Origin of the sequence: Pseudomonas sp. PA-1-6B (genome assembly GCF_021609545.1) — a bacterium.
Lineage (GTDB): Bacteria > Pseudomonadota > Gammaproteobacteria > Pseudomonadales > Pseudomonadaceae > Aquipseudomonas > Aquipseudomonas fluorescens_BV.
In genome coordinates, this window is the sequence record NZ_WJZM01000020.1 from 1 (window position 1) to 15,538 (window position 15,538).

Genomic DNA, 15,538 nt, shown 5'->3' on the forward strand with positions numbered 1-15,538 from the left:
GGGTGCCGAGGGTTGCGTAGCAGACGCTGCCGGGCAGGGCCGGGCAACTGAACAGCAAGCTGCAATAGCCGCATTTTTCCCAGAGAACATGATGCTCGTCGGGGGCTTTGCTGTGCTGCGCAGGTTCACCATGGCAGTTGGGCATGTCCATGGTCATGGACATGCTGGCGTGATGATCCATCGGCATCGCTTGGGAAATCAGCGGACCGATAAAAATCATCAGCATGGCGAACAGGCTGATCCAACTGCCGCGCATCAGGCGGCGGTGGGGAGACAACCTGGCGCGAGGGGCGCCCATCGGGTTTGGCTTACTGGGCGTGCATATGCTCGTGGCCGGCCATTGGCGGCGCTTTGTGCACCGACACTTGCACCTGGACCTTGCCGGCTTTTTCGAAGGTCAGGGTCAGAGGGAATTGCTTGCCATCGGCCAACAGGCTGCGGTCTTTGAGGCCCAGCAGCATGACGTGGTAAGCCATCGGCGCGAAGGTCAGCTCACCCTTGGCCGGTACGGCAACGCTGGGTACTTGCTGCATCTTCATCAAATCGCCTTGCATCACGTGCTCATGCAGCTCGGCTTTTTCGGCAACGCTGGTTTCAACGCTGAGCAGGCGATCCGGGGCCGCCCCGGTGTTATGAATTACAAAGTAGGCGGCGACGGTAGGCGCATTCGGTGGCAGTTCCTGAGACCAGGGATCGCTCACCAACAGGTCACCGGCCTGGTAGTCCTCGGCATTGGCAGCACTGAACACCGGCAGCAGCAACGCGGCCAGAAGCAGGGAAGATTTAAGCATGGCAGTTCTCCAGAACGGTTCTAAACGCAGTTCACTTGCGAAGAAGCTCAGACCGTTGGAGAGGCGCGCGGATTAAGGCTTGGCCATTGCTGGCGTGGCGTAGGATTTTGCAATAAGCGCGGCGGCAAGTTCTGCACCGCCTCGAAGCGCGTCACATACAACTGCGGCACATGCCCCGGCAGCGCCACCAACGGCGCCGAACCTGAGCAACACCAGCAATGCTGCATGGCGGAGTGATCGTCCGGCGGTGCGGGATTTTCCAGCTTGCCCAGGGCAATCGCCTTGAGGCTCGCGCCATTGGACGAACAGAACCCGCCCCACATCAGACGCTTGACCGGGTCATCCGTCTGCTGCATTGCACTGGCCAACGGCATGGCAAACGCATTGAACAGCACTGCTAGGCAGGCGATCCAGGCAATTGCAAAGCGTTGACGGGCCATGGCGGATAATCCGTAGGGTTAAACGATCAGGCGGGTATTTAGCCTGATCGGGGGGGATAAGTAAAAAGGGCGGGTGTGGTTTGGTGTCGCAGTGTTGGGTTTGAGGATAGACGAGAACGGCCGCTTGCCAATTTTGCAGAAGGGACGCGGCGCACCAGGCGACGCTGAACACTGTGGGTGCGGGCTTGCTCGCGAAAGCGGTGTGTCAGTCGCTGGATGTTTTGGCCGACACACTGCCTTCGCGAGCAAGCCCGCTCCCACATTGGATAGGTGGTGTTTAGAAAAGGGTGATTGCCTGTAGCAACGCTGCCACTGCCGTAAATTCTCGATCTACGGCAGCCAACACCGGCCGCTTCAACACCAACACCGGCACCCCCCGCTCACGCGCCACTTCCAGCTTCGGCTCTGTGGCGGTGCTGCCGCTGTTCTTGCTGATCAGCACATCAATCCGCCGTTCTTCGAATAACGTCCGTTCATCCTCGATCAAAAACGGCCCGCGTGCGCCGATCACTTCACAGCGCTTGTTGCCCGGATACACATCCAGCGCGCGCAAGGTCCAGAACTGCTCGGCGGGGATTTCGTCGAGGTGCTGCAAGGGTTCGCGACCCAAGGTGAACAGCGGGCGCTTGAAGGGTTTGAGCGCTTCGACCAGTTCGGCCCAGTCGGCGACCTCTCGCCAATCATCCCCCGGCTGCGGCTGCCACGCCGGGCGTCTTAATGCCCAGCAAGGTACGCCGCATGCCCTTGCAGCCTCGGCCGCGTTGCGGCTGATCTGCGCCGCATACGGGTGCGTGGCATCAAGGATCAGGCTGATGCGTTCGTTACGTACAAACTGCGCCAGGCCTTCACTACCGCCGTAGCCGCCGACCCGCACCTGGCATGTGAGGTCGGAGGGTACGCGGCCCACACCGGCCAGGCTGTAGACGTGTTCCGGCCCCAAGGTACGGGCGATGGCCAGCGCTTCCGTGACGCCGCCCAGTAAAAGAATCCTTTTCATAACGGTTTGATCACTTCCAGCAACGTGATCGGCAGCGCCTGGCGCCAGGTATCGAACTCGCCCAGGGGCTGCGCCTGGGCCACGTGGATGCGGGTCAGTTCACCGCCATGCTCGGCACGCCAGTTCATCAAGGTCATTTCGCTTTGCAGGGTCACGGCATTGGCAACCAGGCGGCCGCCGGGGCGCAGGTGTTGCCAGCAGGTATCGAGCACGCCGTCGCGGGTGACGCCGCCGCCGATGAAGATGGCGTCTGGTGTTTCCAGGCCGCTTAATGCCTCCGGCGCCTTGCCGCGAATCAGTTGCAGGCCGGGCACGCCGAGGGCGTCGCGGTTGTGTTCGATCAGGCTTTGTCGGCCTGCGTCGGCTTCGATCGCGAAGGCGCGACAGCTGGGATGGGTGCGCATCCATTCAATACCGATGGAGCCACTGCCCGCGCCCACGTCCCATAACAGTTCGCCCGGCATGGGCGCGAGGCGGGCGAGGGTCATGGCGCGCACATCGCGTTTGGTCAGTTGGCCATCGTGTTTGAAAGCCGAGTCCGGCAAGCCGGCAAGACGCGACAGACGCGGTGCGTTCGCATCCGCCAGGCAGTCGATGGCGACCAGGTTCAAATCGGCAACCGCCGTGTGCTCCCACGCTTGCGCGTGCCCGTCGATACGCCGTTCAGCCGGGCCGCCCAAATGTTCAAACACACTGATGCGGCTGGAGCCAAAACCACGTTCGACCAACAACGCGGCAATCAAAGCGGGGCTGCTAGCGTCATTGCTCAACACCAACAAGCGCACGCCACTGGCCAGATGCGCATTAAGTGCCGCCACCGGACGAGCCACCACGGATAAAGTCATCACCTCCTGCAACGGCCAGCCCAGGCGCGCCGCCGCCAGGGATACCGACGATGGCGCGGGCAAAATCAACAACTCTTCAGCTGGCACTTGCCGCGCCAGGCTGGCGCCGACGCCATAGAGCATCGGATCGCCACTGGCCAGAACGCACACGGGCTCCCCGCGCCGCGACAACACTGGATCCAGGGAAAACGGGCTCGGCCACGCCTGGCGTTCGCCACGAATACACACCGGCAACAGGTCCAACTGGCGTTGGCCGCCTATAATCTGCGTGGCGCGCAACAGGGCATGCCGGGCATTTCTGCCCAGGCCTTTGAAGCCGTCTTCACCGATGCCTACAACCGTCAGCCAGGGCGACATATCAATTCCTTGAACGACATCCGACGGGCAGGCTTTTCATGCCGCCGGACAAAGCAGGCATAATACCGCGCCTTTACCTGTCAACCGGTAGCCCCGTGAACCCAACGCCCGCTGTGAATACCTTGCGCCCCTCGGCTTGTCCGGGGTTGCTGCGTATTGTCCAGGCGTTGGACGGTGGCATTTGCCGAGTCAAATTGGCGGGCGGCGCGATCACTGCCGCCCAGGCCCACGCCGTGGCGGACGCGGCCCAGGCGTATGCGGGCGGGGTGATCGAGGCGACCAACCGCGCCAACCTGCAGATCCGCGGCATCGGCGCCGAGCAGGAAGCGTTGATCGCCCGACTGCTGGCGGCGGGCCTGGGGCCCAGCAACGCGGGCGGTGACGACGTGCGCAACCTGATGCTCAGCCCCAGCGCCGGCATTGACCCGCAGATGCTGTTCGACACCCGCCCGCTGGCCGCGCAGATCCTCGCCACCCTGGAGAACCATCCGCGTTTCCATGAGCTGTCAGCCAAGTTCGCGGTGCAACTCGATGGCGGCGAAGACCTGGCGATGCTCGAGCATCACCACGACCTGTGGTTGTCGGCCTTCGTACGCCATGGCGAAACCCTGCTCGCGTTTGGCCTGGCCGGCTGTCCCGGTCTGGATGCGCCCCTGGCCGCCGTGCCTTTGAACCAGGGGCATGGGTTGGTCGTGGCAGTGCTGGAAGCCTTTCTGGACCTCGCCACCCCAGAGCAAACGCGCATGCGCCATTTGCCTGTGGATAACGTGCTGAGCCATTTGCGCTTGCCGTTGCTGCCAGTCGACGGCTTCACACGTCCGGCCAGCGACGCGTCGCTCCAGGTGGGCACTTATCCACAAGTGCAAAAGAATCAGTTCTATGTCGCCGCCCTCGCGCCCTTGGGCCGCCTGGACCCGGCGATGCTCAAGGGCGCCGCACAACTGGCCAGTGACTATGGGGACGGCACCTTGCGCTTCACCCCTTGGCAGGGCGTGCTGGTGCCCAACGTCGAAAAGCCTTACGCCGTGACCGAGCGCCTGGCGCAACTGGGCTTTATCTGCTCGCTCGACCACCCGCTGGCGCGCATGATTGCCTGCACCGGTTCCAGCGGCTGCGCAAAAGGCTTGGCCGACACCAAGGCCGACGCCGTGCAACTGGCCGCTCTGCAACCGGGCGTTGAGGTGCATCTGTCCGGCTGCCTGCGCTCCTGCGCTGCCGCGCACACCGCGCCAGTCACCTTGCTGGCGGTGAGCCCCGGCCAATACGACCTCTATTTTCGCGATGCAGCCCAGCCTGGTTTCGGCCGGCTGCACGCGCGTACTCTTTCCATTGAAGCGGCGGGCGCCCTGTTGCGCGCTCGTCCACGGAGCAACACCGATGATTGATTACATCCGCGACGGTCAGGAGATCTATCGCAACTCCTTCGCCATTATTCGCGCGGAAGCCAAGTTGGACCGCATCCCGGCTGATTTGGAAAAACTCGCGGTGCGGGTGATCCATGCGTGCGGCATGGTCGAGGCCATCGACGGTCTGCAGTTTTCCGAAGGTGCGGGCAAGGCCGGGCGCGATGCGCTGGCCGCTGGTGCGCCGATTCTGTGCGATGCGCGGATGGTGTCCGAAGGCGTGACCCGCGCACGCCTGCCAGCCAATAACCCGGTGATCTGCACCCTGCGCGACGACAGCGTGCCGGAGCTGGCGCGGGAGTTGGGCAATACCCGTTCCGCCGCCGCTCTGGAACTGTGGCGTCCGCATTTGGAAGGCAGTGTGGTGGTGATCGGCAACGCGCCGACCGCGTTGTTCTACCTGTTGGAAATGCTCGATGCCGGTGCGCCGAAGCCGGCGTTGATCCTGGGTTTTCCGGTGGGCTTTGTCGGCGCCGCCGAATCCAAGGCCATGCTCGCCGCTGATAGTCGTGGGGTGCCGTTCGTGATCATGCAAGGTCGCCTGGGCGGCAGCGCCATGGCTGCCGCCGCCGTCAATGCCCTGGCCACGGAGGTCGAATAATGCAGCTGCGCGGACGTTTGATCGGCCTGGGCGTCGGCCCCGGTGATCCGGAACTGATTACCCTCAAAGCCCTGCGCCTGCTGCGTGAATCGCCGGTGGTGGCGTACTTCGTGGCCAAAGGCAAGAAGGGCAACGCCTTCGGCATCATCGAGGACCACCTGGTGCCGCAACAGACCCTGATGCCGCTGGTGTACCCGGTGACCACCGAAGTGCTGCCGGCGCCGCTGTCCTACGAGCAGGTGATCAGCGACTTCTACGACAATGCCAGCCTCGACGTGGCCGCGCACCTGGACGCGGGCCGCGACGTGGCGGTGATCTGCGAAGGTGACCCGTTTTTCTACGGCTCCTACATGTACCTGCATGACCGCCTGGCCGAGCGCTACGAGGCCCAGGTGATTCCGGGTGTGTGCTCGATGCTCGGTGGTGCCTCGGTGCTCGGCGCGCCGTTGGTGTATCGCAACCAGAGCTTGTCGGTGCTCTCGGGCGTATTGCCCCATGAGGACCTCAAGCGCCGCCTGGCGGATGCCGATGCCGCAGTGATCATGAAGCTGGGGCGCAACTTTCCGAAAGTGCGCCAGGTGTTGAAAGAACTGGGTCTGGCCGAGCGGGCGTTGTACGTGGAACGCGCGACCATGGCCAACCAGAAGATCGTGCCGCTGGATCAGGTGGAGCCGATGTCGTCGCCGTATTTCTCACTGATCATCGTGCCCGGTGAAAGGTGGCAAGGTTGATGACCCCGGCGATTGTGATTCTGGGCCAAGGCAGCCTGGCGACTGCGCGCAGGCTCCAGCAGGTTTACCCCGGCGCGTTGATCCACGGCCTGGCCACACGGGTTGAGGGGGCAGACCGTACCTACAGCGAATTCGGCGCGACCTTGCGTCAGCTTTATCAGCAGGGCACGCCACTGATTGCCCTGTGCGCCGCGGGCATTGTGATTCGCACCCTGGCACCGTTGCTGTTGGAAAAGGGCGAAGAACCCGCCGTGCTGGCCGTGGCTGAAGACGGCAGCGCTGTGGTGCCGTTGCTCGGTGGCCTGGGGGGCGTGAACCTGATGGCGCGCGACATTGCCGCAGCGCTCGGCGTGTCCGCCGCCATCACCACCAGCGGCGAGTTGCGTTTTGGCACCTGCCTGCTCAACCCGCCGGCGGGCTATCAACTGGCCGACATCGAGCTGGGCAAACGCTTTGTCTGCGACCTTCTGGCCGGCGAAAGCGTGCGCATTGAAGGCGCGGCGCCATGGCTGGAGGACGCTAACCTGCCTCAGGATCAACAGGCGCGCCTGGCGATTCATGTGGGCAGTGCCGAGCGCACACCGGCAGCCAACGAGTTGTTGATTTACCCGCAGAATGTCTACGCCACCTGCCGGCCGGGTGCGCAGTTGGCCGAGCGTGTGCGCCAAGCACTGCATGAGGCGGGGATCGCGGTGCAATCCCTGGCCTGCCTGCTGGCCAGCGACCTGCAGATGGCTGACGCGTCCTTGCATGAAGCCGCGTCGGCCTTGGGCGTACCGCTGCGTTTTGCCGTACTGGAACCCGTTGCGGACATCAGTATCACCGTGGCCGAGCAGCCCTTGGATCTGTCACAGGTTGGGCGCCCCCGCGGGCGTCTGGCGGTGATTGGCCTGGGCCCCGGCGCTGCTGAATTGATGGTGCCGGCGGTGAAGGCGGAACTGGCGCGTTGCACCGATGTGCTGGGGTATGAAACCTACGTGCGCATGGCCGGGCCTTTCCGGGACGACCAAGTGCAACACTGCACTGACAACCGCGAAGAAATGCAGCGCGCCCGCCACGCCTTCGAGCTAGCCGCGCAAGGCCGCTCGGTGGTGGTGGTGTCCTCTGGTGACCCGGGTGTATTCGCCATGGCCGCAGCGGTGATCGAGGCGCTGCACGAGTCCAGCGAGCCGGCGTGGCATCAGGTCGACCTGGAAATCCTGCCGGGGGTTTCCGCTTCGCTGGCCACCGCTGCCCAGGCGGGCGCGCCGCTGGGGCATGACTTCTGTGTGATGTCGCTGTCGGATAATCTCAAGCCCTGGGCGATCATCGAAAAACGCCTGGACCTGGCTTCCCAGGCCGACCTGGCCTTGGCGTTCTACAACCCGATCTCCAGGTCGCGGCCTTGGCAACTGGGACGCGCCCTGGAGATCGTCGCGCTGCATCGCACGCCGCAGACGCCGGTGGTGCTGGGCCGTGACATCGGTCGTCCAGGCCAGACGCTGCGCGTCACTACCTTGGGGCAACTGACGCCCGAGCAGGTGGACATGCGCACCATGGTGCTGATCGGTTCATCCACCACCTGTGTGTTCCCGCGCGCGGGTGGCGGCGAGTGGGTGTACACACCACGTTGGTATGGCGACAAACCCAACTCCTGAAAACAGCCCGGTTGGCTGCCGGAAAGCTCCGAATAACCCAGGGATTCCCCTGGCGTTGTTCGGAGCTTTTTCTTTTTTATGCGATGAAAACCGCACGCCTGCCCGCCGCGCCTTGTCATTGCTGGACGCTGGTTTTGGGCGGGGCAGTCCAAGGGATGTTTATCGCATGGAAACCCCGCAGCTCCCTGGACTAGGGTGGAAGCAAGCCCCATGTGGGGTGCTTGTGGAGAACAGAAAATGGAGCGACGTCACAGAAGGATCAACAGTAAAAAAAGGCGCAAGTTGATTGCCGCCTACAAATTGCCGGGCGCACCTGCCAGGCAGGCCGCTTGCGCGCTGGATCGCGACGATGATTGCAATGCGGCCGTGGTCAACAACGGGGTGATTTCATTTGCCGAAGGCTTGTCGGCGTTGAACCGCGAATACGTACGCAAAAGCTATCTGCTGGCCAGCAGTTATGTGAGCGATGTGCTGAACGTCCAGCGGGGCAGCGAGGCGTGGTACGAGGAATTTATCAAGGTGATGGTCAGCCTGGGGTGGCTGCCGCTGCGCAGTCGCTTTGAGCGGGTCTCGCGTGCGGGCAAGGGCCTGACGGTGCAACTGGCGGCGCTGAATATCATCGCCTCGATGCTGACGTCGACGGCGCTGTTCGGGCCACTGCTTAGCGCCTTGCCCAAGCTGGCCGCCGATGCGCTGGATGCATTGAAGCGTCAGCCAGCGTCTTTCGAGCTGTTCAAGCGCAATTGCGCGGTGCATGAGGGCGGCGATTTCGGCCTGGCCTCCTGCGCTGAAACAGACGGCGAGTTGATCATGGTGCTGGTGACCTACAGCACCCATGGTGTGGATAAACAGGTGGGCCTGCCCTTCCTGGAGTGGGACAGCTCCTCGTTCGAGGCCTTCAGCGGGCAGACTTGCCTGGTGCTCAATACCTCTATGGTCAACGAGAAAACCGTCCAACTGATGCGCGAAAGCGCCGGTGACAAAGTGGAAATGGCTATCGCCAAATACCGGATCTAGGGCACCAGGTAGCCGCGTACCCCGGTAAAAATGATTTGCGCGGCCAGGGCGCAGACGAACAGGCCCATCAACCGGCTGACAATCTGCAAGCCCTGGTCGCCGAGAATGCGTTCGATACGGTTGGACAGGTACAGCACCACGCCCACCGTCAGGCTGGCCAGGGCAATACTGAGGATGGCGGTAAGCTTGTCGTCCCAGTGTGGTTGGCTGACGCCCATCACCAGCAAGGCGCCGATGGTGCCGGGGCCGACGGTGAGGGGGATGGTCAGCGGCACGATGGTCACGTCCTGCTGCACGTTGTCGGTCTGCACCGCCGACTTGCCCTGGGCCATGCCCAGGGCGGAGATAAACAACACGCTGCCGGCGCCGATACGGAACGCGTCGACGGTAATGCCGAACACACTGAAAATCACCCGGCCAAACAGGTAGAGCAGCACGCTCGATACCAGGGTGGCCAGTGCAACTTTCCACGCCAGGCGCCGACGCTCCTTGCTGGAATAGCCACGGGTCAGGCTGATAAAGCAGGACAGCACAAAGAACGGGCTGTAGAGCACCAGCATCTTCAGGTAAACGCTGAATAACACATGGAGCATGGGGGCGGCTCGCGGGCGGGGAAAGTGTGGAGGAGTCTATCCGACACAGATCAAATGTGGGAGCTGGCAAGCCAGCTCCCACAGGGGATGGTATTTCAAGTCAGGAAAGGGTGCTGTGCTCAGGGCGCTGTTGGCGCTGCGCCACCCAGTAGTCCACCAGCTCGCGCAACTGCGACAGTTCCACCGGCTTGGCCATATGCCCGTCCATGCCTGCCTGGCGGGCGCGTTCTTTGTGTTCCGACAGGATATGCGCGGTGAGCGCCACCACTGGCGTGCGCACGCGTTGGTGGCTGACTTCCCATGCCCGCAGTTGCTGTGTGGCGGAGAAGCCATCGAGAATCGGCATTTCGCAGTCCATCAATACCAGGTCATAGCGCTGGGTTTTCATCGCTTGCAGCGCTTCTTCGCCGTTGCTGGCGGTGTCCGGGTCGAGATTGAGCTTGCCGAGCATGCCGCGAATCACTTTGGTGGAAATGCTGTTGTCTTCGGCTACCAGGATGCGGAAATCGCTGGGCACGGTGATGGCTGCCGGTGCGCTGGGGGCCGGGCGTGCCACGGGGGCGCCTTTGCTGCGCTGGGCCAGTTCATCGGCCAGGGTGGTCTTGAGGGTGTAGCCAGCCACTGGTTTGGCGAGGATGCGCTTGATCCCGCAGTTGCGCGCAATGATCTTGCTCGGTGCGTTACTGATGCCGGTGAGCATGATCAGCAGGATGTCGTGGTTCAGGCTCGGATCTTCCTTGATCTTCGCCGCCAGTTGCATGCCGGTCATGCCGGGCATGTTCTGGTCCAGCAGTACCACATCGAAATAATCACGCAGGTGCGCCTTGGTGCGCAGCAGCGCCAGGGCCTCCTTGCCCGAAGGCACGGCGCTGACGTTCAGGCCCCAGGCCGTGCATTGCTGCACCAACACTTTGCGGCAGGTGTCGTTGTCGTCCACCACCAGCACGCGGGCGTCCTTGAGCGGGCCGTCGAGGTCGCTGGTCGGGTGTTCCAGGCGTTCCGGGTCCAGCGGCAGGGTCAGCCACAGGGTACTGCCCTGGTGGCTCCCGCTCTTGACGCCGAACTCGCCGTTCATCAACAAGATCAGTTGGCGTGCGATGACCAGGCCCAGGTGGCCGCTCAAGCGCGTCGCCGAAAGGAAGTTCTTGCTGTGCAGTTCGCTGTGCAGCAGGGCGTCGCGTTCGGCAGCTTCCATGGGTACGCCGCTGTCTTGCACGGCAATGCGCAGGCGTGGCTTGCTGCTGCGCTCATCCAGCGCGACAACGATCAGCACTTCGCCTTCATCGGTTTTGTGCAGGGCGTTTTCCAGAAGGCTCAGTAAAGCCTGGCGCAGTCGTGTCGGGTCACCGCTGATCACCCGTGGCACCTGGGGCTGGATAAAGCTGATCAGCTCGACATTCTGTTGCTCGGCCTTGGCGCGGAAGATGCTCAGGCAGTCGTCGATCAATGCATTGAGATCGAATTGCACATCATCGAGTTCGATCTGCCCGGATTCGAGCTTGGAAATGTCGAGAATCTCGTTGATCAGGGTGAGCAACTCATTACCGGCGCTGTGGATGGTCTGCACATAGTCGCGTTGCTTCACCGACAACGGTGTGCCCAGCAGCAACTCGGTCATGCCCAGCACACCGTTCATGGGCGTGCGGATTTCGTGGCTGATCTTCGCCAGGAACTCGGCTTTGGCGGCGACTTCGGCATTGCTGGCCGCCAGATCGCGGCTCAGGCTGAAACGAGTTTCGACAATGGCGCGCTGGCGCTCGCCGAGGGCCAGGCTCATCAGCAGGCCGCTGAGGCAGATAAAGCTCAAGAGGGTGACGATCAGCCCCTGTGGCGCCACCAGGGTAAGGCCGAGCAGTGCGGGCAGAATGATCAGCGTGCCGATGTTGAACACCACCATGGCCGCCACGAACAAGCGCGCCGGGCGGTAGCCTTTTTGCCAGTGATAGGCCGAGACAAACAGCATGCTCAGGCCCGCCAGCGCGACCAGGGCATAGGTGATGATGTTCAGCGGTAAGGTATTGACGAACAACAACAGCAGGCCGCACAGGACGATCAGCAGGATGTCGGCCATCAACACTTTGTTCAGCGGGTGCGGGCCCAGGGGCATGAAGAAGCGGTAGGCAAACATCAGCCCGCAGGGTGCGGTCAGCAGCAGGGCCAGGTAGGCGCCAGGGGTCTGGATTGCGTGCCAGTTCGGCAGCCATGGCCCCACCAGGTTGAGCAACAGCGCCAGGCTGAGCATTAACAGGAACTCGCACGCGGCCAGCCACAGGCTGCTGCGCGAGCGGTGGTAGGCGAAGCGCGTGAGGTTGTGCAGGATCAGCATCGACAGCACGCCGAACAGCAGGCCGTAGATCAGCGTCTGGTTCTGGTTGGCGGCGGCCAGCACCGCTGGTTCCAGAGTGATGTAAGGGCGCAGCTCGTGTTCCGAGACCAGGCGCAGGTACACCTCCAGTGGCCGTTGGCTTTGAGGCATCGGCAGCATGAAGTCACTGCTGGGCAACGGACGCTCAGCCTGGGGCTGGCGTGTGCCGGTGGTTTGTTGCTCCACCAGGGTGTCGCCGTCCAGCACGTACAGGCTCAGGCTGGACAGGTCTGGGGCGAACACCCGCAGCACTTTTTCGTGCTTGCCGGGCTGTAGCCTGAAGCGCACCCACAGCGCACCGTCCGGCTGAGCGGCTGTGATCCGGTCCAGTTCGATGGGGCTGAATTGATTGGTATAGCGGGCGGAACGGATGTCGCTCAGTTGCAGGTCGGCCTGTTCATCGAGCAATACTGCCCAGCCACTGCCTTGCGCGGCGGCCTGGGCCGGTAGCAAGCAGAGCAGGGTCAGCAGACTGATTGTGAAACCTATGGCGATCCTGAGCCAGCGCACGGCGAAATCCCTTCGGTAGGTGGATGCACGGGTTAACTATGCGCGGGGCGACAGGGTACGGCAAGGGCCAAAGGCCCTTACCTAACCGAACGGATAGCTACTGCAAGTGTAGCTGCTCAGTTGTTCTCACCGCGTTCGCGGGCAATGGCACGGTAGCCAATGTCGGTGCGGTAGAAGCAGCCTTTCCAGTCGATTTTCGCCGCCAGTTTGTACGCCTGTTGTTGCGCGGCATCGACACTTGCACCCATCGCGGTGGCGCACAATACGCGGCCACCGGCGGTTACAACTTTACCGTCCTTGAGCGCGGTGCCGGCATGGAACACTTTGCCTTCCAGCGCAGCGGCCGCGTCGAGGCCTTCGATCACATCGCCCTTGGCGTAGTCGGCAGGATAGCCACCGGCCGCCAGCACAATCCCGACGCTAGGACGTGGGTCCCACTGCGCTTCGACCTTGTCCAGGGCCTGGGCGAGGGCGGCTTCCACCAGCAGCACCAGGCTCGATTGCAGGCGCAGCATCACCGGTTGGGTTTCCGGATCGCCGAAGCGGCAGTTGAACTCGATGACTTTGGGGTTACCGGCTTTGTCGATCATCAGGCCAGCGTAGAGGAAACCGGTGTACACGTTGCCTTCATCCGCCATGCCGCGCACGGTTGGCCAGATCACCAGGTCCATGACGCGCTGGTGGACGTCGGCGGTGACAACGGGCGCCGGGGAGTAGGCACCCATGCCGCCAGTGTTCGGGCCGCTGTCGCCGTTGCCGACGCGCTTGTGGTCCTGGCTGGTGGCCATCGGCAATACGTTCTTGCCGTCGACCATCACGATAAAACTGGCTTCCTCGCCGTCGAGGAACTCCTCGATGACCACACGCGAACCAGCGTCACCAAAGGCATTGCCGGCGAGCATGTCGCGCACCGCGTCTTCGGCTTCCTGCAGGGTCATGGCGACGATCACGCCTTTGCCGGCAGCCAGGCCATCGGCCTTGATCACAATCGGTGCGCCTTTCTCACGCAAGTAAGCCAGTGCAGGCTCGATCTCGGTGAAGTTCTGGTAGTCGGCCGTCGGGATCTTGTGGCGAGCCAGGAAGTCCTTGGTAAAGGCTTTCGAGCCTTCCAGTTGGGCGGCGCCAGCGGTAGGGCCAAAGCAATCCAGGCCACGGCTGCGGAACAGATCGACGACGCCTGCTACCAGTGGCACTTCCGGGCCGACGATGGTCAGGGAAACATTCTTCTCGGCAAAATCTGCCAACTGCTCCAGGGCCAGCACGTCGATGGCGACGTTTTCACACTTGGCTTCGATGGCGGTGCCGGCGTTGCCGGGAGCAACGAAGACTTTCTGCACGCGTGGGTCCTGGGCTACTTTCCAGGCCAGGGCGTGTTCACGGCCACCGCTGCCAATGATCAAAACATTCATTTCAAAAACCTCGGATGACGCAAATTCGGGGGAGCACTGTTGGCTGTTTTCCTGTGGGAGCTTGCTTGCCTGCGATGCGGGCACCTCGGTGTGTCAGTTGCACCGAGGTGCCCCCATCGCAGGCAAGCCAGCTCCCACATCAAGCCAGCGCCCGCTTGAGATCAAATCAATCAGTGGCGGAAGTGGCGCATGCCGGTGAAGACCATCGCAATGCCCGCTTCATCAGCGGCGGCGATGACTTCTGCATCACGCATCGAACCGCCTGGTTGGATCACGGCGGTCACGCCTGCTTTCGCGGCGTTGTCCAGGCCGTCACGGAACGGGAAGAACGCATCGGAAGCCATCACCGAACCCACCACCTGCAAACCGGCATGCTCAGCCTTGATCGCGGCGATACGTGCCGAGTTCACGCGGCTCATCTGGCCAGCGCCGACACCGATGGTCTGGCGGTTCTTGGCGTAGACGATGGCGTTGGACTTGACGTATTTGGCCACTTTCCAGGCGAAGATCAGGTCGTTGATCTCTTGCTCGGTCGGCGCGCGCTTGGTCACGACTTTCAGGTCATCGCTGCCGATCATGCCGATGTCGCGGCTCTGTACCAGCAGGCCGCCATTGACGCGCTTGTAGTCCCAGGCCGCGGCGCGGTCTGCCGACCACTCGCCACAGGCCAGCAGGCGCACGTTGGCTTTGGCGGCGACGATGGCGCGGGCTTCTTCGCTGACGCTTGGGGCGATGATCACTTCGACGAACTGACGCTCGACGATGGCCTTGGCGGTCTCGGCATCCAGTTCGCGGTTGAAGGCAATGATGCCGCCGAATGCGGATTCGGTGTCGGTGGCGTAGGCCAGTTCGTACGCCTGGCGGATACCGCCTTCAGCGTCCGGGCTGACGGCCACGCCGCACGGGTTGGCGTGCTTGACGATCACGCAGGCCGGCTTGACGAAGCTCTTCACACATTCCAGCGCAGCGTCCGTATCGGCCACGTTGTTGTAGGAGAGTTCTTTACCTTGCAACTGAGTGGCGGTGGCGATGCCCACTTCGGCCGGCTTGGCTTCCACGTAGAACGCCGCACTCTGGTGCGGGTTCTCGCCGTAGCGCATTTCCTGGGCCTTGATGAACTGGCTGTTGAAGGTGCGCGGGAACTGGCTGCGACCTTCTGTGCTCAGGGTGTCAGCCGCTTGGTTCACTGTGCCCATGTAGTTGGCGATCATGCCGTCATAGGCGGCGGTGTGTTCGAACGCCTTGAGCATCAGGTCGAAGCGCTGGGCGTAGGTCAGGCCGCCGGCCTTGAGGTTTTCCAGGACGTTGGCGTAGTCGCTGGCATTGACCACGATGGCCACGTCCTTATGGTTCTTGGCCGCCGAGCGCACCATGGTCGGGCCGCCGATATCGATGTTTTCGATGGCGGTCGGCAGGTCGCAACCTGGCTTGTTGATGGTGGCTTCGAACGGGTAGAGGTTAACGGCCACCAGGTCGATGGGCTTGATGCCGTGCTCGGTCATGATGGCGTCGTCGATGCCGCGACGGCCAAGGATGCCGCCGTGGATTTTCGGGTGCAGGGTCTTGACGCGACCGTCCATCATCTCTGCGAAACCGGTGTAGTCCGCGACTTCCACTGCGGCCACGCCGTTGTCCTGCAGTAGTTTGAAGGTCCCGCCCGTGGAGAGGATTTCCACACCCAGGGCTTCCAGCTCCCGGGCAAATTCAAGGATCCCGGTCTTGTCTGAAACACTGATCAAGGCACGGCGGATCGGCAGGCGGGTGGTCTGGTCGGTCATCTCAATTTCCATCAAAAGCAAAGGAAGTCAGCAAAAAAGGCGACCGGTTTTACGCGGGCGCCTT

Annotated in this window: 14 protein-coding genes; 5 read left to right on the forward strand and 9 right to left on the reverse strand. The window is 62.7% G+C overall.

Annotated elements, in window-relative coordinates:
- The 5 genes from GIV35_RS11840 to cbiE all read right to left on the reverse strand — a co-directional run.
- On the reverse strand, positions 1 to 298 hold a 298-nt coding region (locus GIV35_RS11840; RefSeq protein WP_236491392.1), incomplete at its 3' end, for a DUF2946 domain-containing protein.
- Between the two features lie 10 nt (positions 299 to 308).
- Complete coding sequence (locus GIV35_RS11845) at positions 309 to 791, reverse strand: copper chaperone PCu(A)C (RefSeq protein WP_236265375.1); 483 nt, start codon at positions 789 to 791, stop codon at positions 309 to 311.
- A gap of 47 nt (positions 792 to 838) precedes the next feature.
- A complete protein-coding gene (locus tag GIV35_RS11850; protein ID WP_236265377.1) occupies positions 839 to 1,231 on the reverse strand; it encodes a DUF2946 domain-containing protein in 393 nt (130 codons plus the stop codon).
- 277 nt (positions 1,232 to 1,508) lie between these two features.
- Positions 1,509 to 2,228, reverse strand: a complete 720-nt coding sequence (locus GIV35_RS11855; protein ID WP_198715497.1) for a cobalt-precorrin-6A reductase — start codon at positions 2,226 to 2,228, stop codon at positions 1,509 to 1,511.
- On the reverse strand, positions 2,225 to 3,430 hold the full coding sequence (gene cbiE / locus GIV35_RS11860; RefSeq protein WP_236265379.1) for a precorrin-6y C5,15-methyltransferase (decarboxylating) subunit CbiE: 1,206 nt from the start codon (positions 3,428 to 3,430) through the stop codon (positions 2,225 to 2,227). Before cbiE ends, GIV35_RS11855 begins: the two co-directional genes overlap by 4 nt.
- A gap of 38 nt (positions 3,431 to 3,468) precedes the next feature.
- On the opposite strand from cbiE, the gene cobG reads away from it, so the two are divergent.
- From cobG to GIV35_RS11885, 5 genes are all read left to right on the forward strand, one after another.
- Positions 3,469 to 4,815, forward strand: a complete 1,347-nt coding sequence (gene cobG, locus GIV35_RS11865) for a precorrin-3B synthase (protein ID WP_236265381.1) — start codon at positions 3,469 to 3,471, stop codon at positions 4,813 to 4,815.
- On the forward strand, positions 4,808 to 5,434 hold the full coding sequence (locus GIV35_RS11870) for a precorrin-8X methylmutase (protein WP_034126410.1): 627 nt from the start codon (positions 4,808 to 4,810) through the stop codon (positions 5,432 to 5,434). The genes cobG and GIV35_RS11870 overlap by 8 nt, the downstream gene beginning before the upstream one ends.
- On the forward strand, positions 5,434 to 6,165 hold the full coding sequence (locus GIV35_RS11875; protein WP_236265383.1) for a precorrin-2 C(20)-methyltransferase: 732 nt from the start codon (positions 5,434 to 5,436) through the stop codon (positions 6,163 to 6,165). The genes GIV35_RS11870 and GIV35_RS11875 overlap by 1 nt, the downstream gene beginning before the upstream one ends.
- A complete protein-coding gene (cobJ, locus tag GIV35_RS11880; protein ID WP_236265385.1) occupies positions 6,165 to 7,802 on the forward strand; it encodes a precorrin-3B C(17)-methyltransferase in 1,638 nt (545 codons plus the stop codon). The genes GIV35_RS11875 and cobJ overlap by 1 nt, the downstream gene beginning before the upstream one ends.
- A 237-nt stretch (positions 7,803 to 8,039) precedes the next feature.
- Positions 8,040 to 8,819 (forward strand): hypothetical protein, encoded by a 780-nt coding sequence (locus tag GIV35_RS11885; RefSeq protein WP_202691037.1) that lies wholly within the window; start codon positions 8,040 to 8,042, stop codon positions 8,817 to 8,819.
- Here the strand turns inward: GIV35_RS11885 and GIV35_RS11890 are convergent.
- The 4 genes from GIV35_RS11890 to purH all read right to left on the reverse strand — a co-directional run bounded on the left by GIV35_RS11890 (position 8,816) and on the right by purH (position 15,474).
- Positions 8,816 to 9,412: a MarC family protein gene (locus GIV35_RS11890; RefSeq protein ID WP_003171467.1), complete on the reverse strand. Its 597-nt coding sequence runs from the start codon at positions 9,410 to 9,412 to the stop codon at positions 8,816 to 8,818. The two genes, GIV35_RS11885 and GIV35_RS11890, sit on opposite strands and share 4 nt — an antisense overlap.
- A 100-nt stretch (positions 9,413 to 9,512) precedes the next feature.
- Positions 9,513 to 12,287 carry a hybrid sensor histidine kinase/response regulator gene (locus GIV35_RS11895; protein WP_198715492.1) on the reverse strand — a complete coding sequence of 925 codons (2,775 nt, stop codon included), beginning with the start codon at positions 12,285 to 12,287 and terminating at the stop codon, positions 9,513 to 9,515.
- A 116-nt stretch (positions 12,288 to 12,403) separates the two neighbouring features.
- A complete protein-coding gene (gene purD, locus GIV35_RS11900) occupies positions 12,404 to 13,696 on the reverse strand; it encodes a phosphoribosylamine--glycine ligase (RefSeq protein WP_014716727.1) in 1,293 nt (430 codons plus the stop codon).
- Between the two features lie 170 nt (positions 13,697 to 13,866).
- A complete protein-coding gene (gene purH / locus GIV35_RS11905) occupies positions 13,867 to 15,474 on the reverse strand; it encodes a bifunctional phosphoribosylaminoimidazolecarboxamide formyltransferase/IMP cyclohydrolase (RefSeq protein ID WP_034126415.1) in 1,608 nt (535 codons plus the stop codon).
- Positions 15,475 to 15,538 lie beyond the last annotated feature (64 nt).

What these genes read in the sequence shown, in the direction of transcription:
- GIV35_RS11845 (WP_236265375.1), bottom strand. Translation starts at nt 791, where the DNA reads ATGCTTAAATCTTCCCTGCTTCTGGCCGCGTTGCTGCTGCCGGTGTTC.
- GIV35_RS11850 (WP_236265377.1), bottom strand. Translation starts at nt 1,231, where the DNA reads ATGGCCCGTCAACGCTTTGCAATTGCCTGGATCGCCTGCCTAGCAGTG.
- GIV35_RS11855 (WP_198715497.1), bottom strand. Translation starts at nt 2,228, where the DNA reads ATGAAAAGGATTCTTTTACTGGGCGGCGTCACGGAAGCGCTGGCCATC.
- cbiE (WP_236265379.1), bottom strand. Translation starts at nt 3,430, where the DNA reads ATGTCGCCCTGGCTGACGGTTGTAGGCATCGGTGAAGACGGCTTCAAA.
- cobG (WP_236265381.1), top strand. Translation starts at nt 3,469, where the DNA reads ATGCCGCCGGACAAAGCAGGCATAATACCGCGCCTTTACCTGTCAACC.
- GIV35_RS11870 (WP_034126410.1), top strand. Translation starts at nt 4,808, where the DNA reads ATGATTGATTACATCCGCGACGGTCAGGAGATCTATCGCAACTCCTTC.
- GIV35_RS11875 (WP_236265383.1), top strand. Translation starts at nt 5,434, where the DNA reads ATGCAGCTGCGCGGACGTTTGATCGGCCTGGGCGTCGGCCCCGGTGAT.
- cobJ (WP_236265385.1), top strand. Translation starts at nt 6,165, where the DNA reads ATGACCCCGGCGATTGTGATTCTGGGCCAAGGCAGCCTGGCGACTGCG.
- GIV35_RS11885 (WP_202691037.1), top strand. Translation starts at nt 8,040, where the DNA reads ATGGAGCGACGTCACAGAAGGATCAACAGTAAAAAAAGGCGCAAGTTG.
- GIV35_RS11890 (WP_003171467.1), bottom strand. Translation starts at nt 9,412, where the DNA reads ATGCTCCATGTGTTATTCAGCGTTTACCTGAAGATGCTGGTGCTCTAC.
- purD (WP_014716727.1), bottom strand. Translation starts at nt 13,696, where the DNA reads ATGAATGTTTTGATCATTGGCAGCGGTGGCCGTGAACACGCCCTGGCC.
- purH (WP_034126415.1), bottom strand. Translation starts at nt 15,474, where the DNA reads ATGACCGACCAGACCACCCGCCTGCCGATCCGCCGTGCCTTGATCAGT.